We start from the raw sequence: 21,893 nt of genomic DNA on the forward strand, positions 1-21,893 counted from the left end.
CCGCGCGCGGGTTCGTCGGGCGAGTACAACACTCCTGTCAGCAGCGCAACAAGAGGATTCAGCAGTTCTTTAGGCGACTGAGTGTCTCGGAGTTCCCCTAGGCTGTGCCTACCTGTCAAGAAGGGTGGGGAGACATGGGTGGGGTGGCCATCTCCGTGGAGGGCCTGCGCAAGAGCTTCGGGGAGAAGGAGGCGGTGGCCGGGATCGATCTGGCGATCGCCGCGGGCTCCTTCGCGGGCCTGGTGGGGCCGAACGGTGCGGGCAAGACCACGTCGCTGTCCATGATGACCGGTTTGCTGCGCCCTGACCTGGGGCGGATCCGGATCAACGGGGTGGACGTGTGGGCCGATCCGGCCGCGGCGAAGGCGCTGATCGGGGTGGTGCCGGCCGAGGCGCGGCTGTTCGAGCGGCTCAGCGGCGAGGAGCTGCTGGAGTACGCGGGCCGGCTGCGCGGGATTCCGGCCGCCGAGGCACGTCAGCGTGCTGCGCAGTTGCTGGACGTGCTCGACCTGGTGCCGGACGCCAAGCGTCTGGTCGCGGACTACTCGACCGGCATGCGCAAGAAGGTCGCGCTCGGCAGTGCCCTGATCCACAACCCGTCGGTGCTCTTCCTCGACGAGCCGCTGGAGGGTGTGGACCCGGTGTCGGCCGACGTCATCCGCAGGCTGCTGACCCGCTTCGTCGGCAGCGGCTCGACGGTGCTGTTCTCCAGCCATGTCATGGAGCTGGTCGAGCAGGTCTGCGACCACGTGTCCATCATCGACAAGGGCCGGATCGTGGCCGGGGGCACGATCGACGAGGTGCGCGGCGGCAGGAGCCTGCATCAGGCGTTCATCGACCTCGTCGGCTCGCGGGCGAACGACGGGGAGGGACTGTCGTGGTTGGGCTCCTCGTCCGACTGAAGCTGCGGCTGCTGCGCAACGCGCTCAAGTCCTCGAGGCAGGCGCGCGTTTCGTTCATCCTCAGCACGGTCGTCGCCGGCATCGTCGCGATCGGCGTGTTCGCGAGCCTGGCCGCGCTGCGCGATCAGGACGCCGCGGTCGAGCTGACGACGGTCACGTTCACGACGTTCGCGTTCGGCTGGCTGATCCTGCCGCTGCTCGTCTTCGGGCTCGACGGCACGCTCGATCCGAGCACGCTCGCGCTCTATCCGCTGCGCACCCGGCCGCTCGCGATCGGCCTGATCGCCGCCTCGGCGTCCGGGGCGTGGCCCCTCGCGAACGTTCTCGGCCTGCTCGGCGTGCTGATCGGCCTCGCCCGTGGCGGTCTCGGGCTGCTGTTCGCGGTGGTCGCGGTCGTCCTGCAGGTGCTGTTCTGCATCGTGCTCGCCCGATTCGTGACCACGAGTCTGGCCGGGTTGCTGCGCTCGCGCCGAGGTAAGGATCTCGCCGCACTGCTGATCCTGCCGATCTTCGCGCTCTACGAGGCGTTCGTGCAGGTCGTACCTCGGATGACGGCCGAGGGGAAGCTCACGGCGAAGAGTTTCGGCGGGATCGACGCGTGGATGCGCTGGACGCCGCCGGGTCTGGCCGCGCACGCGATCCACGACGCGTCCACCGGGCATCCGCTCACCGGTCTGCTGCGCCTGCTGCTGCTCGCCGCGATCATCGTCCTGCTCGGCGCGCTGTGGATCAGAGAACTGGCGCACGCGCTAGTCACCGTGGACACGACCACCCAGGCGGCGTCCGTGAACAGCACCGCGCTGCCGTTCGCGAATCGCGGGCTCGTCGGCACGATCGCGGCACGCAGTTGGGTGTATCAGCGCCGTGAGCCGGGCGCGAAGATCTTCTGGGGCCTGATCGTCATCATCGTCGTGGCGTCGTCGGCGAGCACGCTGCGTACGCCTGCGTACATGGGTGGCCTGATCGGCGCCGCGGGATTCGCGGCCGCGTTCATCGGGATTTTCAACGGCGACGCGATCGGCCAGGCCGGGCCCGCCTTCGGCTTCGACGCGGTCGCACTGCACGGGCGCAAGCCACTGCGCGCGTACTTCGCCGGGATGAACGTCGCCATGGCACTGATCGCCGTGCCGCTGTTCGCGGTCCTGCTGTTCGTCATGGCGGCCGTCGCGAAGCATCCGTCCGCGGGATTCCTCGCGCTCGCCGTGAACCTGGCCGGTATAGGCGCGGGGATGGCGCTCGGCGACATCTTCAGCGTCATCCTGCCGTATCCGGTGGAAAAGCGGCCGGGCAGCCCTACGCCGAAGGCCGTCGAGGGATACCGGCTGCAGGTGCTCGGGGCGACGTTCGGCAGCCTCATCGGCACTGCGATCCTGGCGGCGCCGGTCATCGTCGCCGTCGTGCTCACCGGGCACGTGTCGGCGGTCGTCCGCATGCCCGCGCTGCTGATCGCGGGGGCCGCGTACGGGCTCGTGCTCGCCACGATCGGCGTACGGCTCGCAGCGCGCCTCGCGGAGGACCGGATCCCCGAACTCACCGAGATCGCGCTGCGCAGCAAGCTATAGCGGAGGCCGTGGTGAGTCTCGCGAGCGGGCCCGGCGAGCGGGATCAGCGCGCGATCGATATGCAGAACTACGCGGGCCGACGGCCGTGGTTCGACTTGCGGTGCCGGCGGGCCTTGCGCTTGTTGGTCTTCTTGGACATGTCAGCCGCCTCTCCGTCGAATGAGCTGATCTAAGACCCGTACCCACCCGCATGATCCCTATTCGAGTGCTGGCTCCGCTTGTAGCATCACGGCATGACCTTCACGCTCACCGTGCTCGGCGCCGCCACTCCGTACCCCGCTCCGGACGCCGCCTGTTCCGGCTACCTGCTGCGCGCGGGCGCGGCGAAGGTGTGGGTGGACGCCGGGTTCGGCACGTTCGCGAATCTGCAGCGGCACGTGGATCCGGCCGATCTCGACGCGATCTGGATCTCGCACCTGCACCTGGACCACAGCCACGATCTGCAGACCGCGTTCTACGGTCTGGCCTACGGCGGTATGGGTCTGAAGGCGCCGATCCCGGTCTACGGCCCGCCCGGCTGGGTCGCGAAGTACTTCGGCGAGCACGCGGGGCACTTCACCGACGTCACCGAGGTCTTCGAGATGCACGAGATCGCCGAGGACTGGTACGGCCGGGTCGGCGACCTGCGGCTTTCGGTGTGCCGGGTCCGCCACTCGCAGCCGGCGTACGGACTGCGCGCCGAGTACGAGGGCCGGGTGCTGGTCTACTCCGGCGACACGGCGCCGTGTGAGAGCCTGGTCGAGCTCGCGGCGGGCGCTGATCTGTTCGTGTGCGAGGCCGATTTCGACTCGCCGGAGCAGCGTACCGAGTACATCCTGCATTCGACCCCTGAGGAGGCCGCGCAGATGGCCACCGCCGCCGGAGTCAAGAGACTGATGGTGACGCACGTCGCGTACAGCCTGGGCATCGAGGCCGCCACCGCGCGCGCCGCCGCGGCATACGGCGGGCCCACGATCTCGGCGCGGGACAACGAGACGCATGAGATCTGACCAGCAGTGATCTGACACGGCCCGGTGGCGCGCCACTGGCGATTCGCTCGAACGGGTCACCTCGGTTCCCCGGGTCGGGTCAGCATGGGCGGGCAGCTTCAGCCCGCGACCCACCCGAGGAGCTCGCCATGTCGATTCACTTCCGTACCCGGACCGACCGCAGCCGCTGGCGCCGACGCATGTACCTGCTGATCGTCGCCGCGCTTCCGTTCCTGATCGGAGGAGTGGTCACGGCGGCTATCGCGGCGCCGCCGGCGCCCGGCCCCGTCCACCCGATTCCCGCGACGAACCCCGACTGCGCCCTCGCCGTCCCGGCCGCCCCGCTGACCGCCCGCGGTTTGGCGAGCGCCTACCAGCTGTCCGCCACGAACGCCGCGAACGGGCCGTGCCACGAGGGGAATCCCGCGCAGAGCGCGTTCGTGCAGGCCACCGTCTACGATCCGGCCACCGGCGCGCTGTCCGTCTACGATCCGCTCGTCGTCGACGCGGGCCGCCGCGCGGCCGTCGCCCCGATCGTGCCCGTGCTCCCGGCCGACGCCGTGGTCGGGATCTGGTTCGGCTACAACGGAAACAACCTCACCCTCCGGTCCGCGGGCAAAGGGCTCGCGGTCGATCACTGCGTCAACGGGCTCGGCAACTCCGTCTTCGGGCAGTTCGCGTACTGCAACGGAGCCGCGTTCTACGGCGCGGTGAAGGCCGGGATCGCGGCGCACAAGCTGACCGTGCCCGCCCTCGGCACCGCCGACGACGGCGAGCCGTGCCCGAGCACGCGCGATTTCTCGATCGTCGACCAGGACCAGAGCGACAACGTCACCACCCGATACCTGGTCACCGGCTCCGGCGGCACGGCTCAGAACACCCGGGCCGACGCCGCCCGACTGCCCGGCGCGAGAGTGCTCTCCAACCCCAGCGACAACGCACTGGTGGACGCGTTCGTCGACCCCGCTCTCGGCTGCACGCCGTGGACCGCGCGCAATCTCGACGGCGGAGGCACCGCGACGTCCCTCGCGCTGGACGAGATCCAGGCCAACGCCGACCAGGCCGCGCCGGTCGCGCTCGTGCCGCTCAACGACCCGATGACGATGGTCGGTGGAGCGTCCAGCGTCACCAAGACCAACCTCTACCGCGTCGGCGTGGACCAGGCGCCGCTGCCCGCGGGGCAGAGCCGCAAGCTCTACTGCCAGGACATGGACAAGATCCAGGCGGCGCGGCTTCAGCTGGATCTGAACCGATTCTCGAACGCCGCGAGCCCGGATCCGGCCGCCGCGACCAACCTGCTCACCTTCCTCGGCGGCCGGCTCAGCGCGTCCTTCCAGAATCTCGGCTGCGCACGCTTCGGACTGACCGACCCGGTATCCTCCGAATCGGTCGACGACGCGGGCGCCGTCGCGGCGGTGACCTTCGCGCCCTGAGACGAACCGAGTACCCGACTCGAGCCGCTGGAGGCCTCATGTCCCGCCCGTCGATAAACCTCACCGCCACCGTGATAGGCACCCCGGCGCCGCGCAAGCTGGCCCGCTTCTACGCCGAGCTGCTCGGTTGGACGATCGGCGCCGACGAGCAGGAGTGGGCGACGGTGCGCCCGGAGGCCGGGGCGGGGCTCTCCTTCCAGATCGAGGAGCACCACCGGCGGCCGGTGTGGCCGGGCAACCAGAGCGACCAGCAGATGATGATGCACCTCGACTTCCAGGTCGAGGACCTGGAAGTCGCGAGCAAGCACGCGGTCTCGCTCGGCGCCCTCGTCGCCCACTTCCAGCCGCAGGACGACGTCATCGTCCACTTCGACCCGGACGGGCACCCGTTCTGCCTGTGGATCGCGACCGGCGAGCCCGAGCAGGACGGGGACTGACCTCAGGTGGTCGGCACGGTCAGCAGCACCTCGCCGTCCCGCGTCGTGACCTGGAAGTTCTGGATGTCCGTGGCGTTCATCGACACGCCGCCCGGGATGGTGGCGCTCTCGCTGATCAGCGAGGGCGCCCACCAGGTGCTGGCGACCGCCTTGTTGCCGCGGCGGTCGGTCGCGTACAGCACGCAGTCGTCCCCGGGCTTGACGCCCTTCAGCGTGATCTGCACCCAGCTGCCCCAGTCGGTCGGGCGGTACTGGACGGTCCCGGATACGCCGTCTGCGGCGTTCGAGGCGCTTATCGTTTCGGCTCCGACGCTCTCCGGTGTGCTCGACGAGGGCCGGGTGCCCGCGTAGATCCCGAACGCGGCGGCGGCCACCAGCACGCCGGAGAGCAGCGCGGCGGTCGACGGGCGCAGCGAGCGGCGGACCGGTCGCGGCGACGGCCGCGTCGAGGGGTTCGGCTGCGGCGGACGGACCGGGCCGCCGGGCCGCTGGCCGCTCGGCAGGGTCGGGTTGGCGCGCAGCCGCGCTTCTGACGGCGCTGACGGCGACTCGGCGGCGCCGGGCAGTCCGGCGCGCGAGCGCAGCCGCTCCCACATCGCCGGATCCGGCGTCGCGTCGGGCGCGGGATCGGCGCTCGCGATGAACGCCTCCGCCGGAACCTTCGCCAGCAGCCCCGCGACCGGCGCCAGTTCCGCGTACTCGGCACGGCACGCCGCGCACTCTTCCAGGTGCAGGCGCATGCGCTCGGCCTCGTCGGGATCGAGCGCGCCCATCAGGTAGGCGCCGAGCTCCTCGCGCCACTGATGCGTTTCCTCTGTCATCGCGTCAGCCCCCTTTCCGCAAAGGCCGACCGCAGTGCACGCAACGCGTAGTACGTGCGGGATTTCACCGTTCCCGGTGGCACACCGAGCGCCTTGGCGGCCTCGGCCACCGACGCGCCCCGATAGTAGGTCTCGACGATCACCGCGCGGTGCTCATCGCTGAGCGCGTCGAGCGCCTCGGCGAGTTGGAGCGCGTCGAGGGTCTGGTCGAACGGGTCGTCGGCCGGGTCGGGCACCGAACCGGCCCAGTCCTCGCCGAGCCGCTCCTCGCCCACCTCGCGCGGCCGCGCCTGCCGGGCCCGCACCGCGTCGATCACCAGGTTGCGGGCGACGGCGAACAGCCAGGCGCGCACCGAACCGCGCTCCGGCTCGAGCGCCTCCGGATGCGTCCAGGCCCGCAGCAGGGTCTCCTGGACGATGTCCTCCGCGGCCTGCCGATCCCCGTGCATCTGCCGCAGCACATAGCCGAACAGCGGTCCGGAGTACTGCTCGTAGAGGGCGCGCAGGCGTTCCTCGTCGGCGCGCGCGGCGGCCTGGACCGCGCCGTCGACGGACGTGCGGGCCGCTCGGCCGAAAGAGCGTTTCACCGGCTCCGCTCCGGTCCGGGGATGTCTGGGCTCGGCCATACTACCCGTGGACGCGGGCGCGAACAGGACTCCCGCGCTCGCTTGTGTGCTCACACCCGGGTGCACGATGCACGTGCGCTTTCGGTTCAAGCACCCGCAGAAAAGATCCGCCTCCTTGACAGGAAAACTTGTCGGTCGGAGAATCGACGTCAAGCGGAAAGGATCTGTTTCCATGCAGGAGATCGCCGTCATCAACGAGCCGGAGGCCGCGCGCAGCGCGCTCGACCCGGTGCGGGCGCGGCTGCTGGCCGCCCTCGCCGAACCGGCCTCGGCCAGCACCGCCGCCAAGAAAGTGGGCCTGAGCAGGCAGAAGGCCAACTACCATCTGCACGAGCTCGAGCAGCACGGGCTGGTGGAGCTGGTCGAGGAGCGCCGCCGCGGCAACATGCTCGAGCGGGTGCTGCAGGCCAGCGCCGCCGCGTTCGTCATCTCCCCGGCCACGCTCGCCGAGCTCTCGCCGGACCCTGGCCGCAGTCCGGACCATCTCTCGGCCCGCTGGCTGCTCGCCCTCGCCGCGCGGCTGCTGCGCGAGGTGGGTGAACTCGTCCGCGGCGCCCGGGAGGCCGGAAAACCGCTGGCCACCTTCGCCATCGACGGCGAGGTGCGCTTCGCCTCGGCCGCCGAACGGGCGCTTTTCGCCGAGGAGCTGAGTCTCGCCGTGCGGGATCTGGTAGCCAAGTACCACGATGAGAAGGCGCCGGGCGGCCGCAAGCACCGGATCGTCATCGCCCTGCACCCGAGCCTGAAGACAGCCGAAGAACTCGCGGCCGAGTCCGCGGCCGACCCTGAGGAGCAGTGAGCCCATGTCCAAGCAGTTCGAAGTCCGCCGCGAGGTCGTGATCCCCGGCACGCCCGAGCAGATCTTCGCGGCCATCACCCGGGAGACCGCCGCCTGGATGTTCCCGATCGAAGTGGACTCCGGGGTCGGCGGCCTCGGGCCGGACGATCCGAACGTCAAGGTCTGGCAGCCGCCGGAGCACGTGCAGATCCGCGTCGACGGACCGGACGGCTACTTCAACGCCCTCGACTACATCATCGAGGCGCGCGACGGCGGCACGGCGTACCTGCGCTACGTGCACAGCGGCGTGCTCACGTCGGACGACTGGGAGGACCAGTACGACGGCATCGGCGCGCACACGGACTTCTACCTGCACAGCCTCGGCGAGTACGTGCACTACTTCGCCGGTCGGCCGGTGGAGTTCCTCGCGGTCGCCGGGCCCGCGTCCTCGGCCGGTGCCGGGTCGATCGACGTGCTCAAGGCGGCGCTCGGCATCGGACCGGAGAGCAAGGTCGGCGACCCGCTCTCGCTGGAGGTGCCCAACTTCGGCTGGATCGAGTCGGAGATCGACTACCTTACGGAGCACTTCGTCGGGCTGCGCTGCGCCGGCGCGCTCTACCGCTTCTACGGACGCGACGCGTTCGGCGGCACCGTGGACGCGGCGCACCACCTGTTCGAGCCCAAGGCCCCGCTGCCGGAGGCGACTGCCGCCTGGCAGGCCTGGCTGAACGGAGTCTTCGCGTAGGCCGTGACCGTGATCCTGACGGCCCGAATCCTGATGGCCCGGCCTACCGCTCGGCGGCGCCGGGCTGCCCGGACTGGATGGGCTGCCCGGGCTGGACGGGCCGCGCGGGCTGCGGCGCCTCGCGTACCGCCTCGGCCACCTGCCGGATCGCGTCCGGACCGACCCGGCAGCAGCCGCCGATCAGCCGCGCGCCCGCCTCGATCCAGGAGTGCACCAGGCCCGGGTCGAAGCTCGGATCCTCGCGCCACGTCCGGGCCGTCGCGTCCCAGGACTCGCCGCTGTTCGGGTAGACGACGACCGGCTTTCCGGTCACCGAGCTCGCGATCTCGACCGCGCCGAGCACGTCCTGCGGGGCGCAGCAGTTCACGCCGACCGCGATGACCTCGGCCACGTCGGCGGCCAACTCGAAGGCCTCGCCGAGGGGCTGGCCCGCGCGGGTCTTGCGGCCGGAGGCGCTGAAGGACAGCCAGCACGGCACGCCCGAGCCGCGCACCAGGTTCATCAGGGCCCTGGCTTCGTCGGCGTCCGGGATGGTCTCCAGCGCGAGCACGTCCGGCTGGGCGCTCGCGAGGGTCTCCAGCCGTGCCGCGTGGAAGGCTTCGAGGTCGGAGACGCTCAGTCCGTACCTGCCGCGGTACTCCGAGCCGTCGGCGAGGACCGCGCCGTAGGGGCCGACCGACGCGGCGACCCAACGCTCTCGGGGGCGGCCGCCGTCGCGTTCGGCGGCGTCCGTCTCGGCCTCGCGCGCCAGTTCCACGCTGCGGCGCAGCAGTTGCGCGGCCTGCGCGTGGTCGATGCCGCGGGTCGCGAAGCCCTGGAAGCTCGCCTGGTAGCTGGACGTGATCACGACCCGCGCGCCCGCCGCGTAGTACGCGGCGTGCGCCGCCGTGATCTCGGCGGGGTCGTCGGCCAACAGCCGCGCCGACCACAGGTCGTCGCGCAGGTCCGCGCCCTGCGTCTCGAGCTGGTTCGACAGCCCGCCGTCGAGCACGATCGGGCCCGCGGCCAAGGCGTGCGCCAACGACGTGCTCGCCGAGACTGCGTGCTGGGTCGACATCGCCGTGCCCTCCTGTCGGAAATCCGATCACTCGATGGTAACGCCGGGCGATCTTGATCCCGGGCAGGAGGGCAGCGCGTGTATGTCAGACCCTGCAGAGGATCTCCCCGTGCGGGATGCACAGCCAGCCGTCCTCGTCGTCGGCCCAGTCCCGCCAGCCCTGGGCCAGCCGCCGCAGATCCTCGGGCGTGGCGAACCCGCCCTCGACCGCGACCTTCGCGAAGTCGGACTTGACCGCGCGGTCCGCCCACGAGGCACCCCACCACGCGCGCTCGGCATCCGTGCTGAAGCACCACGTCGAGGTGGTGGCGCGGATGTCCTCGCGGGCGAATCCGGCCTTCGCCGCCCAGTGCTTCAGGTGCCGGCCGGCGTCCGGCTCGCCGCCGTTGGCCCGGGCGACCTGGCAGTAGAAGCGGTTCCAGTCCTCGAGACGCTTGTTCTCGGGGAACCAGAAGAAGGCGCTGTAGTCGCCGTCCCTGGCGGCCACATGGCCGCCCGGCTTGCACACCCGGCGCATCTCGCTCAGCGCCCGGACCGGATCGCCGACGTGCTGCAGCACCTGGTGGGCGTGTACGACATCGAAGGTGTCGTCCGGGAAGTCGAGCGAGTGCACGTCGCCGACCACGAACTCGACGTGCTCGGCCACGCCCTTCTCGGCGGCGGTGGACCTGGCCTGCTCCAGAATGCCCGGCGCGTGCTCCAGCCCGACGACCTGCCCGGGCGCGACCAGCGCGGCCAGGTCCGCGGTGATCGTGCCCGGGCCGCAGCCGACGTCCAGCAGCTTCATGCCCGGACGCAGTTCGCCCAACAGGTAGGCGGCGGAATTCTCGGCCGTACGCCAGGTGTGCGAGCTCAGCACGGAGGCGTGGTGGCCATGGGTGTAGGTGGCCGTCTCAGACACGGATGCGGACTCCTTCGTCGGATATCGCGGTACTGCGACCCTAGCAAGGTCGTCCACACTCCGGTCAATCTTGTCTCATATATTGAAAAACCGGGCTACTGCGGGCTCGCCTTCTCCCGCATGACCCGGTCCAGCTCCTCCAGCAGCGCGCCATGCAGAGCGGTCGGGTTCTGGCCGAGCTCCGTGAGGATCTTCGCCGACGTGTACTCGGGGTCGTTGTACAGGCTGAGCAGCATGTGTTCGGTGCCGATGTAGTTGTGGCCGAGGGCCAGCGCCTCGTCGAGCGAGCCGCGAAGCGCGGTCTTGGCGTGCGGGGAGGCCTGGATCGCGGCGGTGGGCCCCTCCGGTTGGCCGGGATCGCGCGCGAGGATCTGCTCGCGCACGGCCTCGCGGCTCACCCCGAGATTCGCGAGCGTGACGGCGGCAACGCTGTCGGAGGGTTCGAACAGGGCCAGCAGGAGGTGCTCTGTGCCGGACGTGGCGTGTCCGAGCGCGCGAGCCTCGCTGGTCGAGCCCTGCATGACGGCCTGGGCCTTGACGGTCAGGCGCTGGAAGTTCGGGGCCGTGTTGAACCGCTTGTGCGCGGCCTGCTTGCTCACCCCGAGGGCACCGCTGAGCTCGGTCCAGGACATCCCGGCCTGGCGGCACTGGAATACGAAGTGGTCGAGCAGCCGGTCGCCGAGGGCGTTCAGATCGGTGGAGTATTCGGCGGCCTTCGTCAGCTGGCCGAGCGGGTCGTTGTCGGGCACCTGCTCGCGGACGGACTTCACGAGGTCCTGCAGGTTCGGTGTGGAAGTCATGAGTCAACCGTAGGTTGACGATGCCCATTCGTCAACCCTAGGTTGACGATCATCCGGCGGGTACAGTGGCCCCGTGCCGCCTCGCGACTTCTTCGCCAGGACCGCGCCCGAGGTGGCGCCGGAACTCCTCGGCTGCCTGCTGACCGCGCGGTCGCGGGAGGGTTCCGTCACGATCCGGATCACCGAGGTCGAGGCGTACGCGGGGGCACGCGACCCGGCCTCGCACGCGTACCGGGGACGCACGGCGCGCAACGCGGTGATGTTCGGCCCTCCCGGCCACGCGTATGTGTACTTCATCTACGGCATGCACTACGCGGTCAACACCGTCTGCATGCCGGAGGGAACCGGCGAAGGAGTGCTGATCCGCGCGGGTGAGGTCGTGGACGGCCTGGTGCTCGCCCGCGCTCGGCGCGTCGCTTCCCGGGTCGACGCCGACCTCGCGCGCGGTCCCGGTCGACTCGCGACGGCCCTCGGGCTCACCCGCGAACTCGACGGCTCCGACCTGTGCGCGCCGCGGGGTCCGCTGACGCTCGAGCTCGGCAAGCCCGTGGACGGCGCCCTGATCCGCTCGGGTCCGCGAGTCGGGGTCAGCCGGGCCGCCGACGTCCCGTGGCGCTTCCATGTGCACGGTGACCCCACCGTCAGCCCGTATCGCCGCGCGAAACCCGCCAAAACAGCCAGCTGACCTGCGGGGATACTGGCACGTTAGTCGGATGTGAGGCGGGGTTGGCAAGCTGTCCCGTGTCAGGCGGCGCAAGGCCTGTCGGCTAACAGGGGAGCTGACAGTTCGCGCGATCCAGATACCAGGCGGCCGACGACCGGGCACCCCCACGCTGTGCCCGGTCGCCGGTCGAACTGTTTCGGGCGCTCAGCCCTTGACGCAGATGAGCTGGCGCAGTTCGGCCGCGATCTCGACGAGGTCGGTCTGCGCGGCCATCACCTGCTCGATCGGCTTGTACGCGCCCGGAATCTCGTCGATCACGCCCAGGTCCTTCCGGCACTCCACGCCCGCGGTCTGCCGCTCCAGATCCTTCGTGGTGAAGGACTTGCGCGCCTTGGACCGGCTCATCAGCCGGCCCGCGCCGTGCGAGGCCGAGTTGAACGCGGCCCGGTTGCCCAGGCCCTTGACGATGTACGACCGGGTCCCCATCGAGCCCGGGATGATCCCGTACTCGCCGGCCCCCGCCCGGATCGCCCCCTTCCGCGTCACCAGCAGCTTCTCGCCGTCGTACGTCTCCTCGGCGACGTAGTTGTGGTGGCAGGAGATGGTCTGGCCGAAGCTCGGCGCGGCGGACTTGAAGGCGCGCGCGACGACGTGCCGGAACAGCGCCATCATCACCACCCGGTTGTACCGCGCGTACTCCTGCGCCCAGAACAGGTCGGCCCGGTAAGCCGACATCTCAGGGGTCTTCTCCAGGAACACGGCGAGATCCCGGTCGACGAGGCCCTGGTTGTGCTCCAGGCCGCGCGCGATCCCGATGTGATGGTCGGCGAGCTCCTTGCCGACGTTCCGCGAGCCGGAGTGCAGCATCAACCACACCCGGTCCTCGGTGTCGAGACAGAGTTCGATGAAGTGGTTGCCGGAACCGAGCGATCCCATCTGGCTCAGCGCCCGGTCACGTCGCGCGTGCACGGCCGGGGCCAGCGCGTCGAACTCGCGCCAGAACTCCGTCCAGCGCAGCGTGTCGAGGCCGCCGAGCTTCGCCGGGTCGACCGGAGTGCCGTGGCCGGCACGGCCGACCGGGATCGCCCGCTCGATCCGGTCGCGCAGGGCGCCGAGGTCGTCGGGCAGGCCGTCGGCCGTGAGCGAGGTGCGTACCGCGGTCATCCCGCAGCCGATGTCCACGCCGACCGCGGCCGGGCACACGGCGCCGCGCATCGCGATGACGCTGCCGACCGTCGCGCCGATCCCGGTGTGCACGTCCGGCATCACGGCGACGCCCGCTACCTGCGGAATCGTGCTCACGTTGTGCAGCTGCCGGAGGGCCTGCTCCTCGATCGAAGCCGGGTCGGCCCACAGCCGGATGGGCACCGTGCCGCCACCGGGCAGCTCGTGCATGGGCATGCTGAATCCTTATCAAGATGCTGAGTGAATGAGGGTACTGCTGACGGCCCGCGAAGAGACTGGCGCGGCGAGGTCCGTGCGGGAACTACACGCCCGGCCGGGTCAGGGGCCTGCGACAGCGGCGCGCGGATGAACGCGGCAGCATCACTGGAGTCCTCCTGTCCTCGGAGTCGATCGGGCCGGTCCGCACCACACGGACGCTCAGCCGCGCCGGTCTCCATTGACCCATACGGCGGTGCGCGGAGCAATGGGATTTTGGACCCACGGAGCGCTGCCGAGACCTCGGATCTCTGTGATACAAACGCAGCCATGATGCGTATCGCGTTGCACACCCGGGTGCGGGCCGACCGGATCGCCGAGTACGAGGCCGCGCACCGCGAGGTGCCGGCGGAACTGACGGCGGCGATCCGGGCCGCGGGGGCGAAGCGCTGGTCGATCTGGCGCAGCGGAACCGAGCTGTTCCACCTGATCGAGTGCGAGGACTACGCCCGGTTGCTCGCGGAGCTGGAGGCGCTGCCGGTGAACGTCGCGTGGCAGGCCCGCATGGACGAGCTGCTCGACGTCGCGCACGACTACTCGTCGGACGGCGCGGCAGCCGGCCTGCCCGAGGTCTGGCGGCTGCCGGAGGGCTGAACCGAGGCGGTCAGCGCGCTGCGATCGTCAGATTCTCACCGATCAGCGCGGCGATCAGCAGCGTGGTGAACTTCTCGGTGAGCTGCTGATCGGGGAAGAGTTCCAGCAGCAGCGCACGCTCGTTCGCGAGGAACGGTTCGGTCTGCGCCCCGAGGCCGGCGATGTACGACTTCGAGGCCAGATTCGACAGGTGCGTGTCCAGGGTGACGACGCGGTCCCAGTCGAAGGTGAACGCGTGCCGCGTCAGATCCTCCGGCAGCGTGACGTGCGCGGCGATCTCGGTCGCCGAGTACCTGTTCCAGTCGGAACCGACCGCCGCCGTGATCCGTTCCGCCTGCTTGCGCTCCCAGCCCGTTGAGCGGTCCGTCTGGTTCCACCACAGCGCGAGCACACCGTGCGGACGCAGCACGCGGCGGGCCTCGGCGAGCGCCGGCTCCGGGTCCATCCAATGCCAGGCCTGGGCGTACGTGATCAGGTCGGCGCAGTCGTCGGCCAGCGGCAGGGCGTGCCCGCTGCCCTGGACTGCGTGCACCCCGGGGGAGGCCGCAGCCAGCTCGGAGAGCATCGCGGCGGACAGCTCGACCGCGGTCACCTGCGCGCCGCGCTCGGCGAGCTGGCGCGAGGCGATTCCCGTGCCGGCGGCCACGTCCACGACGACGGCGCCGGCGAGTTCGTGCGCGAGCAGCTCGTCGAGGGCGTCGAAAAGCTCGGAGGGGTAGGTGGGCCGGGCCGCCGCGTAGTGCCGGGCCGTGGTCTCAGTGTCGAACTCGGACTTCTCCGCCATGGGGCCAGCGTACTCGATGACATTGACAGCCTTGCATTGACAGCAACATGCTGGCAGCGGATCAGGTCTCGGGCACGGCCTCGGTCACCATCCGGTAGTGGTACTCGTGCGCGGTGGCGAAACCGAGCTGCCGGTAGAGCGTGATCGCCGCCTCGTTCTCCCGCCGCACCTCGAGCATCACGCGCTCGGCGCCCTGCTCCGCCGCCCACCTCAGCAGGGTGCTGAGTATCAGCCTGGCCAGGCCGCGCCGCCTGGCGTTCGGAGCGGTCTCGATCCCGGCCAGGCCCACCCAGGACCGTGACCCGCCGGCCAGCGCCGCGCGGCCGATGGCCAGCGGCTCGCCGGAGATCTCGTCGTAGATCGTGGCGTACCGGTACCGCTCGCCGGAGCCGAGGATCTCCTTGGCCTGCGGCGGGACCGCGCCCGCGCGGTAGAGCCGCAGCCAGCGGTCCTGCGCTCGGTCGGCGGTGGAGACGGGCACATTCGGGTGCTGACGCTGCACCAGCGCCTCGAGGGCGGGCGCGAGCGGGGCCGTCTGCCGGTACGCGTCGTCGTGGCCGGCGCCGCAGCCGTGCTCGGTGAGCGCGCGGTCGAACTCGCTGCCGATCTCCGTGAGCACCTGCGGCGACAGGCCGCGCTCCGCGTACCAGGCGCGCACCTCGTCGAGGGCCTGCGTCAGCGGACGGCGCAGCGGGCCGATCGGCCAGACGGAGTTGGCGCGGTTGGTGAATCCGGCCCCCGCCCGCAGCTCCCAGCCGTCCAAGGACGCTGACTCGAGGTAGCCCCAGAAGTCGGCTGCGACGGCGAGCAGTTCGCGGGTGCCGAGCTCCTCAGCACTGATTCTCGTCGACCTGGCACTCATGCGCTTGATCGTACCGGGCACCGCGGGCAGCGATCCGCCGCAGCAGCGTGTGCAGCAGTTCCGTTTCGGCGGGGGAGAGGTCGGCGAGCAGCTCGGCCTCCGCCGCCGCGGTGGCCTGGCGCAGTTCGCACATCCGGGCAAGGCCCGCCGGGGTCGCCCGGATCAGCTTGCTGCGACGGTCGTTGGGGTCCGGCACCCGCTCCACGAGACCGGCCGCCTCCAGGTCGTCGACCAGGTAGACCATCACGGTCCGGTCCAGGCCGAGGAGCTTGGCCAGTTCGGCCTGGTTGCGCGGGGTCGGCTCGGCCGCCTCGCGCAGCGCGCCGTAGCCGCGGGCCCCGTGCGGCAGGTCGCCGACCGCCCCGCGCAGCGCGCTCAGATGCGCCCGGAAGGCGGTGGCCAGCAGCCAGGACAGGTCCTGCGGGGGACCTGTCCGGACGGGCGCGGCGGTGTCTTCGGCCATGTCACCAGCGTACCGTACCGCCCGCTTGACAAATAATCTGCCGCACAGACATTCTTTGCTCAAGACGAAATGTCGACCAGATGATCCAAGGAGCAACTCATGGCCCGTCTTCTGCATATTGATTCGTCCCTGTTCTCGCAGACCTCGGTGTCGAAGGACGTCGCCAGGACCTTCCGCGAGACCTGGGCGGCCGAGCACCCGGGCGGCACGGTCACCTACCGCGACCTCGGCGCCCGGCCGATCCCGCCGCTGGACGAGCTCACGGCCGGCGCCGGATACACCCCCGCGGAGCGCCGCACACCGGAGCAGCAGGCCGCGTTCGCCCAGCGCGAGCAGTTGGTGAACGAGGTGCTGGAGGCGGACGCGTACCTGTTCGGCGTGCCGATGTACAACTGGGCCGTCCCCGGCACCTTCAAGGACTGGCTCGACCAGATCCTGGTGAACGGCAAGGTCTTCGGCCTCGAGCCGCTGCCGCTCGCCGGTCGTCCCGCGACCGTCGTGGCGAGCTACGGCGGCGGCTACTTCCCCGGCACCCCGCGCGACGGCTGGGACCATGTGCAGCCGTACCTGGAGACGGTGCTGGGCAAGGCGCTCGGCCTCGACGTCCGCTTCATCACGGTCCAGCTCACCGGCGCCGAGCGCGTCCCGGCGATGGCCGACCTGGTTCCGCAGGCCAAGGAGCTGCGCGCCAAGGGCCACGCGGACGCCGCCGCACACGCCAAGGCGCTGGCCACCCGCTTCGAGACCGCCGGAGTCTGAGGGTCAGCCCCGCGCGAGCGGTATCAGTGGTCGGCGAGGGCCTCGGCGGTCGCAGCATACGAACTCGATGACACGTGCGGAGCGCCGGCCGCGCCGCGCTCCCGGGCATGGACCGTTGTCCGCCGGTCCGGTAATCTGCACGTCCATCGAATAGTTCTGCATGGAATCATCAAGGTGGTCTGCATGATAGATCCGAACCACCTGCGGACGCTTCGAGCCCTCGCCGACCACGGCACCGTCGTCGCCGCCGCGGAGACGCTGCATCTGAGTCCGTCCGCCGTCTCCCAGCAGCTCAACTCGCTGGCGCGGATCACCGGCTGCACGCTGCTGGAGAAGCGGGGCCGCGGGGTGGTGCTGACTCAGCCCGCGAAGATCCTGCTCGAACACGCCGACGCGATCCTCGAGCGCTTCGAGCAGGCCGAGAGCGATATGCGCAGCTACCAGCAGGGCGACACCGCCGTGCTGCGCGTCGGCGGCTTCTCCAGCGCGCTGCAGTGCTTCGTCGCCGACGCGGTCTCCACGGCGCTGCACCGCAATTCCGGCTGGAGCATCCAGATCGACGAGGTCGAGTCGGAGGAGTCGATGGCGATGCTCCTCGACCGCGAGCTCGATCTGTCCGTGGTGATGATCGCCCCCAACCGCCCGCTGCTCGCCGACCGCAGGATCAGCCTCGAACCCCTGCTCACCGACACCTACCGGGCCGTCGTCCCGGCGGTCCACCCGCTCGGCGCACTCGACGAGCTTGACCGGCTGAGCAGGCTCGCCTACGAGCCCTGGGTGCTGAGCCGGCACTGGACCTCCACGCACGAGATCGTCATGGCCGCCTGCGCCGTGGCCGGTTTCCAGCCCAGGGCCGCCCACAACACGACCGACTTCGCCGCCTCGGTCGCCATGGTCGGCCACGGCCTCGGCGTGTCCGTGATCCCGCGCCTCGGCCTGCCCCGCATCGTCCCCGACTCGGTGAAGATCCTGCCGATCAACACCGACCCGCCGACGCGGCACATCGCGGTCGCGGTCCGCAGCGGCTCCGCCCAGCCCGGCTCCCCGCTGGCCCAGTTCCGTTCCCTGCTCAAGGAAACCGTCGCCCACCTCGCCGAACCGATGACCCTCGCCGCCGCCGTCAGCCGCGCCGCCGAGGCCGAGCAGGACGAGGCGAAGAAGGCCGACGACTGACTCACCTCGCGCGCAGCGGGGCTTAGGGCAGGCCGACGCCGCCGAGGAGGGCGAGGTCGATGCGCTCGAGTGGCGAAGCCAGCAGGGCCATCACCTCGGATGGCTTGGGGCTGCCCTCGGCGGGAGTGGCGGCGAGGGCGGACTGGGCGGCCTCCTCGCTCTGCCAGACCTCGATGACGCGGATCGAGTCGGGGTCGTCGGCGTCGTGCGCGATGGCGTAGACCTCGCAGCCGGGGAAGCCGCGCAGGCCCTCGGCGACGCGCAGAAGCAGGTCGGCCAGGTCGGCTCCGCGGCCCGGCTGCGCGGTCGCTTTCATCAATCGCCCGATCACGGTGGCCTCCCAGCCTCATGCGGTGCGGCGGATTCGGTACCGCCCGGCCCGGTCACGACACTACGGGAGGCCACCGACAGACGCCGGTTGCGCGTCGGCCGCGGAGTGGGCCGACGCGCCGGGCGGGTCAGCCGCGGGCGAGCTTGAGCAGGCGGCCGAGCGGCTCGAGGTCGAAGGGGGCGTCGCAGCCGAGGATGATGTGCGTGGCCCCGGCCTCGAGGTACTCGTCCACCTTGTCGAGCCCGTCGTTGCCGATCATGACGGTGCGGTCGATCTCGTTCGGGTCGCGGCCGATCTTGGCGCACCAGTCGTTGAGGATGGCGACCTTCTGGCCGTAGGTCTCCGGGTCGCCCATGCTGTTCCACAGCTGGGCGTACTCGGCGGTCAGCCGCAGGGTGACCTTCGGGCCGCTGCCGCCGATCATGATCGGCAGGTCGGGGGCCGCGGGGTTGAGCTTGGCCAGGCGAGACTTGATCCGGGGCAGCGCCTCCCCCAGGGCCCTGAGACGGCCGGGCGCGTCGCCGAACTCGTAGCCGTACTCGAGGTAGTCGCGCTCGAACCAGCCGGAGCCGATGCCGAGGATCGCGCGGCCGCCGCTGATCTCGTTCGTGGTGCGGGCCATGTCGGCGAGCAGTTCGGGGTTGCGGTACGAGTTGCAGGTGACCAGCGCGCCGAACTGGGCGTGCTTGGTGGTCGCGGCGATCGCGGCGAGGATCGACCAGCACTCGTAGTGCGGGCCGTCGGGTTCGCCGAACAGCGGATAGAAGTGGTCCCAGGTCCAGATCGTGTCGACTTCGAGCGCGTCGGCGGCGATCCACGCCTCGCGCAGCTGGTCCATCGTGCAGTGCTGCGGGCGCAGCTGGACGCCAACCTTGAAACGGGCCATCAGTGGCAGGTCCTCCCAATGAGCTCGGCCAGAGTGGACGGCCGAGGCGACGAGGGGTGCGCGAGATGTGCGTATTGCGTCGCGCAGGAAAATCCATCGATCAACAATTCCACCTTACTCTCGTCCTCGCCCGACCAGAGCGCCGCGTCGATCTTCGGCAGCCACTGTTCCTCGCCGATCCGCCGGGAGAGCGGCTCGTGCTCGGCGCGGAAGCCGAAGGACCCGGCCAGCCCGCAACAGCCGGCGTCGAGCACGTCCACCGAATAGCCGAGCCGGGTGAGCAGCAGCCGATCGGCGTCGGCGGCGTGCGCCGCCCGGGCGTGGCAGTGCGGGTGGACGAGCACGCGGGCCGTGGGCTCCTCGGGAGCGAGCGGGCCGAGCTCCCCGGGGTCGAGGCTGAGCAGGTGCTCGGCGGGGGAGCGGGCGAGCGAGGCGAGCTTGGCGGCGCGCGGATCCCCGGGCAGCAGGCCGGGCAGTTCGTCGCGGAAGGCGGCCAGGCAGCTCGGCTCCGGGACGACGATCGGGACGTCGTCGGCGATGTAGCGATCGAGCGTGTCGAGAAGGCCGCGGAGGGTTCGCTCGGCCAGTTTGAGCATTCCGGCGTCGTACAGCGGCCTCCCGCAGCACGCCCAGTCGGTCGGCACGGCCACGCGTTCGCCCACTGATTCGAAGATCCGCAGCCACTCCTCCGCGACCTCGGGACGGTAGGCGTCGGTGAACGTGTCGGGCCACAGAACGACGGTCGGGAGATCGGGCAGTGCTGTTTCGCGATGGATGCGTCGCAGGGTGCTGCCGGCGACGGAAGGGGCGCGGCGATCGCGGGTGATTCCGGCGAGGCGTTTGAGGAGCGAGGCCGGGGCACCTCCGTTGAGAGCCCTGTTCGTGAGGGTCGGCATTCGGGCGGCGATCCGGGCCATCCACGGCGTGAGCGCGAGCGCGTACATCGCTCGCGGGCGCAGCCGTCGCCGGTAATGGTGGGCGAGGAACTCGGCTTTGTACGTCGCCATGTCGACGTGGGTGGGGCAGTCGACCGCGCAGCCTTTGCACGAAAGGCACAGATCGAGGGCGTCGAGCACTTCCTTGTTGCGCCACGTGTGCCGGGTCGCCTCGCCTTGGAACATCTCGACGAGCAGCTTCGCCCGGCCACGCGTCGAGTGCTTCTCGTCCCTGGTCACACGGTACGACGGGCACATCACCCCGGCGTCGTCCCGGCGGCAGCGGCCCACGCCGACGCACCGTTCGGCGGCGTGTTGGAGCGAGCCGGCGTCGTGGGCCAAGGCGAAGAACGAGCCCGCGGCAGGCGTCGCGGGAGTGTAGGTGGGGCCGTAGCGCAGGTTCGTGTCCAGCGGGTACGGGTCGACGACCTTGCCGGGGTTCATCCGGCCGCGCGGATCGAAGACCGCCTTCACCTGCCGGAACGCATCCACGAGTTCGGGTCCGTACATGCGCTCCAGCAGTTCGCCGCGCGCCTGGCCGTCGCCGTGTTCGCCGGAGAGCGAGCCGCCGAGCGACACGACGAGGTCGGCCGCGCGCTCCACGTACGCGCGGTACTTCCGCAGCCCGGCGGCGGTGTGCAGGTCGAAGTCGTTGCGCGTGTGCACACAGCCCTGGCCGAAGTGGCCGTACCACGCGCCGGAATACCCGTACTCGTCCCAAAGGGCTGAGATGCCGCGCAGGTACTCGCCGAGGCGTTCCGGGGGGACCGCGCCGTCCTCCCAGCCTTCGGCGTTGTGGCCGCCGTCGTCACGCAGCGCCGTGGCCCCGAGCCCTGATTCGCGGATCGCCCACGCGCCGCGCTGTTCGACGGGGGAGACGAGCAGCCGGTGGGCGACATCGGCGGGCAGCGACGCGATCAGGGCGCCGGCTGCCTCGTCGGCTTCGGTTGAGGTGGCGCCGCCGACCTCGGCGAGAAGCCAGCCGCCGGACTGCGCGGCGAGCGCGTCGTCGAGCTGAGGCAGCAGCGGGAGGTGTTCCGCATTCAGGCCGCGGGAGCGCATTTGGCGGAGGAGGGTGACGTCGAAGCCCTCCAGGCCGAGCAGCGGGTGCGGTAGCAGTGACGGCACGGCGTCGGCGGCGTCGTAGATGCTCGAGTAGCCGAGAATCAGCAGGCGACGATGGCCGGGGCTCGGCGACAGGCTGACCACGGCCTCCGTCACCAGCGCGCACGTCGACTCCGTCCCGACCAGCAGCCGCGCGACGTTGAGCGGCCGGTCGGGGAGCAACTGATCCAGGTTGTAGCCGGACACGCGACGCGGGATGTCCGGGAAGCGCTCGCGTACCAGGTCGGCGTGTCGACGGCCGATCTCCCGCAGCGAGCCCAGGATCCCGGCCTCGGGAGCGCCGGAGCGCACCAGCGCCGCGTACGCCGCCTCGTCGTACTCACCGAACTCGTATTCGACGCCGTCGTAGCAGGCCACGCGCAGTCGCAGAACGTTGTCGACGGTCTTGCCCGCGTAGAGCGCGTGCGTGCCGCAGGAGTTGTTGCCGATCATCCCGCCGAGCGTGCACCAGGCGTGCGTCGCCGGGTCGGGGCCGAACGTCAGGCCGTGGGCAGCCGCGGCGTGGCGCAGATCGTCGAGCACGACTCCGGGCTGGATCCGCGCCGTGCGCGCCTCCGGGTCGATCTCCAGGATGCGATTCATGTGACGGCTGAAGTCGAAGACCACCGCCGTGTTGCACGCCTGCCCGGCGAGCGAGGTCCCGGCGCCGCGGCCGAGCACCGGCACGTCGTGCTCCGCGCACACCGTGAGGGCCGCGATCACGTCATGCGCGGAGCGCGGGAAGATCACGCCGATCGGGACCTGCCGGTAATTCGACGAGTCGGTCGCGTAGATCGCGCGCGTCCCCGGGTCGAATTCCACAAGATCGGGTCCGAGCGCCGCCCGCAGTGCCTTCTCCAGGGACATA

At 70.7% G+C, this 21,893-nt stretch carries 23 protein-coding genes; 11 read left to right on the forward strand and 12 right to left on the reverse strand.

Annotated elements, in window-relative coordinates; genetic code table 11:
- Positions 1–134: 134 nt before the first annotated feature.
- The 5 genes from VG296_RS14475 (at position 135) to VG296_RS14495 (ending at position 5,302) form a co-directional block, all read left to right on the forward strand.
- On the forward strand, positions 135–902 hold the full coding sequence (locus VG296_RS14475; RefSeq protein WP_325566220.1) for an ABC transporter ATP-binding protein: 768 nt from the start codon (positions 135–137) through the stop codon (positions 900–902).
- On the forward strand, positions 878–2,464 hold the full coding sequence (locus VG296_RS14480) for a hypothetical protein (RefSeq protein WP_325566221.1): 1,587 nt from the start codon (positions 878–880) through the stop codon (positions 2,462–2,464). Before VG296_RS14475 ends, VG296_RS14480 begins: the two co-directional genes overlap by 25 nt.
- A 233-nt stretch (positions 2,465–2,697) precedes the next feature.
- Entirely contained in the window at positions 2,698–3,453 is a 756-nt protein-coding gene (locus tag VG296_RS14485; protein ID WP_325566222.1) for an MBL fold metallo-hydrolase, read from the forward strand.
- 128 nt (positions 3,454–3,581) lie between these two features.
- Positions 3,582–4,865 carry a hypothetical protein gene (locus VG296_RS14490; protein WP_325566223.1) on the forward strand — a complete coding sequence of 428 codons (1,284 nt, stop codon included), beginning with the start codon at positions 3,582–3,584 and terminating at the stop codon, positions 4,863–4,865.
- Between the two features lie 38 nt (positions 4,866–4,903).
- Positions 4,904–5,302, forward strand: a complete 399-nt coding sequence (locus tag VG296_RS14495) for a VOC family protein (RefSeq protein WP_325566224.1) — start codon at positions 4,904–4,906, stop codon at positions 5,300–5,302.
- Between the two features lie 2 nt (positions 5,303–5,304).
- Here VG296_RS14495 and VG296_RS14500 read toward each other — a convergent pair whose 3' ends face one another.
- Together VG296_RS14500 and VG296_RS14505 are read right to left on the reverse strand one after the other, a co-directional pair.
- On the reverse strand, positions 5,305–6,123 hold the full coding sequence (locus VG296_RS14500; protein ID WP_325566225.1) for an anti-sigma factor family protein: 819 nt from the start codon (positions 6,121–6,123) through the stop codon (positions 5,305–5,307).
- Positions 6,120–6,710: a sigma-70 family RNA polymerase sigma factor gene (locus VG296_RS14505; protein ID WP_325566226.1), complete on the reverse strand. Its 591-nt coding sequence runs from the start codon at positions 6,708–6,710 to the stop codon at positions 6,120–6,122. The genes VG296_RS14500 and VG296_RS14505 overlap by 4 nt, the downstream gene beginning before the upstream one ends.
- A 211-nt stretch (positions 6,711–6,921) precedes the next feature.
- Between VG296_RS14505 and VG296_RS14510 the strand changes: the two genes are divergently transcribed.
- On the forward strand, positions 6,922–7,548 hold the full coding sequence (locus VG296_RS14510; protein ID WP_325566227.1) for a helix-turn-helix domain-containing protein: 627 nt from the start codon (positions 6,922–6,924) through the stop codon (positions 7,546–7,548).
- A 4-nt stretch (positions 7,549–7,552) separates the two neighbouring features.
- Positions 7,553–8,272, forward strand: coding sequence for a hypothetical protein (locus VG296_RS14515; RefSeq protein ID WP_325566228.1), 720 nt, complete (start codon positions 7,553–7,555; stop codon positions 8,270–8,272).
- A 43-nt stretch (positions 8,273–8,315) separates the two neighbouring features.
- On the opposite strand, the gene mmuM is transcribed toward VG296_RS14515, so the two are convergent.
- From mmuM to VG296_RS14530, 3 genes are all read right to left on the reverse strand, one after another.
- Positions 8,316–9,329 carry a homocysteine S-methyltransferase gene (gene mmuM, locus VG296_RS14520; protein WP_325566229.1) on the reverse strand — a complete coding sequence of 338 codons (1,014 nt, stop codon included), beginning with the start codon at positions 9,327–9,329 and terminating at the stop codon, positions 8,316–8,318.
- 85 nt (positions 9,330–9,414) lie between these two features.
- The gene (locus VG296_RS14525; protein WP_325566230.1) at positions 9,415–10,230 is read right to left on the reverse strand and encodes a class I SAM-dependent methyltransferase; all 816 of its coding nucleotides are present in this window, start codon (positions 10,228–10,230) and stop codon (positions 9,415–9,417) included.
- 95 nt (positions 10,231–10,325) lie between these two features.
- Positions 10,326–11,030 carry a Clp protease N-terminal domain-containing protein gene (locus VG296_RS14530; protein WP_325566231.1) on the reverse strand — a complete coding sequence of 235 codons (705 nt, stop codon included), beginning with the start codon at positions 11,028–11,030 and terminating at the stop codon, positions 10,326–10,328.
- Between the two features lie 73 nt (positions 11,031–11,103).
- On the opposite strand from VG296_RS14530, the gene VG296_RS14535 reads away from it, so the two are divergent.
- Entirely contained in the window at positions 11,104–11,715 is a 612-nt protein-coding gene (locus tag VG296_RS14535; RefSeq protein ID WP_325566232.1) for a DNA-3-methyladenine glycosylase, read from the forward strand.
- Positions 11,716–11,898: 183 nt separating this feature from the next.
- On the opposite strand, the gene VG296_RS14540 is transcribed toward VG296_RS14535, so the two are convergent.
- Positions 11,899–13,095 (reverse strand): RtcB family protein, encoded by a 1,197-nt coding sequence (locus VG296_RS14540; protein ID WP_325566233.1) that lies wholly within the window; start codon positions 13,093–13,095, stop codon positions 11,899–11,901.
- A gap of 312 nt (positions 13,096–13,407) precedes the next feature.
- Here VG296_RS14540 and VG296_RS14545 point away from each other — a divergent pair, with 312 nt between their 5' ends.
- Positions 13,408–13,728, forward strand: coding sequence for an L-rhamnose mutarotase (locus VG296_RS14545; RefSeq protein WP_349259562.1), 321 nt, complete (start codon positions 13,408–13,410; stop codon positions 13,726–13,728).
- Positions 13,729–13,738: 10 nt separating this feature from the next.
- Here the strand turns inward: VG296_RS14545 and VG296_RS14550 are convergent, their stop codons facing one another.
- The 3 genes from VG296_RS14550 to VG296_RS14560 all read right to left on the reverse strand — a co-directional run bounded on the left by VG296_RS14550 (position 13,739) and on the right by VG296_RS14560 (position 15,837).
- Positions 13,739–14,512 carry a class I SAM-dependent methyltransferase gene (locus tag VG296_RS14550; RefSeq protein ID WP_325566235.1) on the reverse strand — a complete coding sequence of 258 codons (774 nt, stop codon included), beginning with the start codon at positions 14,510–14,512 and terminating at the stop codon, positions 13,739–13,741.
- A gap of 61 nt (positions 14,513–14,573) precedes the next feature.
- Positions 14,574–15,374 carry a GNAT family N-acetyltransferase gene (locus VG296_RS14555; RefSeq protein ID WP_325566236.1) on the reverse strand — a complete coding sequence of 267 codons (801 nt, stop codon included), beginning with the start codon at positions 15,372–15,374 and terminating at the stop codon, positions 14,574–14,576.
- Complete coding sequence (locus tag VG296_RS14560) at positions 15,343–15,837, reverse strand: MarR family winged helix-turn-helix transcriptional regulator (protein WP_325566237.1); 495 nt, start codon at positions 15,835–15,837, stop codon at positions 15,343–15,345. Before VG296_RS14560 ends, VG296_RS14555 begins: the two co-directional genes overlap by 32 nt.
- A gap of 99 nt (positions 15,838–15,936) precedes the next feature.
- On the opposite strand from VG296_RS14560, the gene VG296_RS14565 reads away from it, so the two are divergent.
- Both VG296_RS14565 and VG296_RS14570 read left to right on the forward strand, forming a co-directional pair.
- The gene (locus VG296_RS14565) at positions 15,937–16,596 is read left to right on the forward strand and encodes an FMN-dependent NADH-azoreductase (RefSeq protein WP_325566238.1); all 660 of its coding nucleotides are present in this window, start codon (positions 15,937–15,939) and stop codon (positions 16,594–16,596) included.
- 183 nt (positions 16,597–16,779) lie between these two features.
- Positions 16,780–17,769: a LysR family transcriptional regulator gene (locus tag VG296_RS14570; protein ID WP_325566239.1), complete on the forward strand. Its 990-nt coding sequence runs from the start codon at positions 16,780–16,782 to the stop codon at positions 17,767–17,769.
- Between the two features lie 22 nt (positions 17,770–17,791).
- On the opposite strand, the gene VG296_RS14575 is transcribed toward VG296_RS14570, so the two are convergent.
- The 3 genes from VG296_RS14575 to VG296_RS14585 all read right to left on the reverse strand — a co-directional run bounded on the left by VG296_RS14575 (position 17,792) and on the right by VG296_RS14585 (position 21,892).
- A complete protein-coding gene (locus VG296_RS14575; protein ID WP_325566240.1) occupies positions 17,792–18,085 on the reverse strand; it encodes an antibiotic biosynthesis monooxygenase family protein in 294 nt (97 codons plus the stop codon).
- Positions 18,086–18,227: 142 nt separating this feature from the next.
- Positions 18,228–18,986 carry an LLM class F420-dependent oxidoreductase gene (locus tag VG296_RS14580; RefSeq protein WP_325566241.1) on the reverse strand — a complete coding sequence of 253 codons (759 nt, stop codon included), beginning with the start codon at positions 18,984–18,986 and terminating at the stop codon, positions 18,228–18,230.
- Complete coding sequence (locus VG296_RS14585) at positions 18,986–21,892, reverse strand: FAD-binding and (Fe-S)-binding domain-containing protein (protein ID WP_325566242.1); 2,907 nt, start codon at positions 21,890–21,892, stop codon at positions 18,986–18,988. Before VG296_RS14585 ends, VG296_RS14580 begins: the two co-directional genes overlap by 1 nt.
- Position 21,893 lies beyond the last annotated feature (1 nt).

Origin of the sequence: Actinospica sp. (assembly GCF_035552695.1) — a bacterium.
Taxonomy (GTDB): domain Bacteria; phylum Actinomycetota; class Actinomycetes; order Streptomycetales; family Catenulisporaceae; genus Actinospica.

What these genes read in the sequence shown, in the direction of transcription:
- VG296_RS14475 (WP_325566220.1), top strand. Translation starts at nt 135, where the DNA reads ATGGGTGGGGTGGCCATCTCCGTGGAGGGCCTGCGCAAGAGCTTCGGG.
- VG296_RS14485 (WP_325566222.1), top strand. Translation starts at nt 2,698, where the DNA reads ATGACCTTCACGCTCACCGTGCTCGGCGCCGCCACTCCGTACCCCGCT.
- VG296_RS14490 (WP_325566223.1), top strand. Translation starts at nt 3,582, where the DNA reads ATGTCGATTCACTTCCGTACCCGGACCGACCGCAGCCGCTGGCGCCGA.
- VG296_RS14495 (WP_325566224.1), top strand. Translation starts at nt 4,904, where the DNA reads ATGTCCCGCCCGTCGATAAACCTCACCGCCACCGTGATAGGCACCCCG.
- VG296_RS14500 (WP_325566225.1), bottom strand. Translation starts at nt 6,123, where the DNA reads ATGACAGAGGAAACGCATCAGTGGCGCGAGGAGCTCGGCGCCTACCTG.
- VG296_RS14510 (WP_325566227.1), top strand. Translation starts at nt 6,922, where the DNA reads ATGCAGGAGATCGCCGTCATCAACGAGCCGGAGGCCGCGCGCAGCGCG.
- VG296_RS14515 (WP_325566228.1), top strand. Translation starts at nt 7,553, where the DNA reads ATGTCCAAGCAGTTCGAAGTCCGCCGCGAGGTCGTGATCCCCGGCACG.
- mmuM (WP_325566229.1), bottom strand. Translation starts at nt 9,329, where the DNA reads ATGTCGACCCAGCACGCAGTCTCGGCGAGCACGTCGTTGGCGCACGCC.
- VG296_RS14530 (WP_325566231.1), bottom strand. Translation starts at nt 11,030, where the DNA reads ATGACTTCCACACCGAACCTGCAGGACCTCGTGAAGTCCGTCCGCGAG.
- VG296_RS14540 (WP_325566233.1), bottom strand. Translation starts at nt 13,095, where the DNA reads ATGCCCATGCACGAGCTGCCCGGTGGCGGCACGGTGCCCATCCGGCTG.
- VG296_RS14545 (WP_349259562.1), top strand. Translation starts at nt 13,408, where the DNA reads ATGCGTATCGCGTTGCACACCCGGGTGCGGGCCGACCGGATCGCCGAG.
- VG296_RS14550 (WP_325566235.1), bottom strand. Translation starts at nt 14,512, where the DNA reads ATGGCGGAGAAGTCCGAGTTCGACACTGAGACCACGGCCCGGCACTAC.
- VG296_RS14555 (WP_325566236.1), bottom strand. Translation starts at nt 15,374, where the DNA reads ATGAGTGCCAGGTCGACGAGAATCAGTGCTGAGGAGCTCGGCACCCGC.
- VG296_RS14560 (WP_325566237.1), bottom strand. Translation starts at nt 15,837, where the DNA reads ATGGCCGAAGACACCGCCGCGCCCGTCCGGACAGGTCCCCCGCAGGAC.
- VG296_RS14565 (WP_325566238.1), top strand. Translation starts at nt 15,937, where the DNA reads ATGGCCCGTCTTCTGCATATTGATTCGTCCCTGTTCTCGCAGACCTCG.
- VG296_RS14570 (WP_325566239.1), top strand. Translation starts at nt 16,780, where the DNA reads ATGATAGATCCGAACCACCTGCGGACGCTTCGAGCCCTCGCCGACCAC.
- VG296_RS14575 (WP_325566240.1), bottom strand. Translation starts at nt 18,085, where the DNA reads ATGAAAGCGACCGCGCAGCCGGGCCGCGGAGCCGACCTGGCCGACCTG.
- VG296_RS14580 (WP_325566241.1), bottom strand. Translation starts at nt 18,986, where the DNA reads ATGGCCCGTTTCAAGGTTGGCGTCCAGCTGCGCCCGCAGCACTGCACG.
- VG296_RS14585 (WP_325566242.1), bottom strand. Translation starts at nt 21,892, where the DNA reads ATGTCCCTGGAGAAGGCACTGCGGGCGGCGCTCGGACCCGATCTTGTG.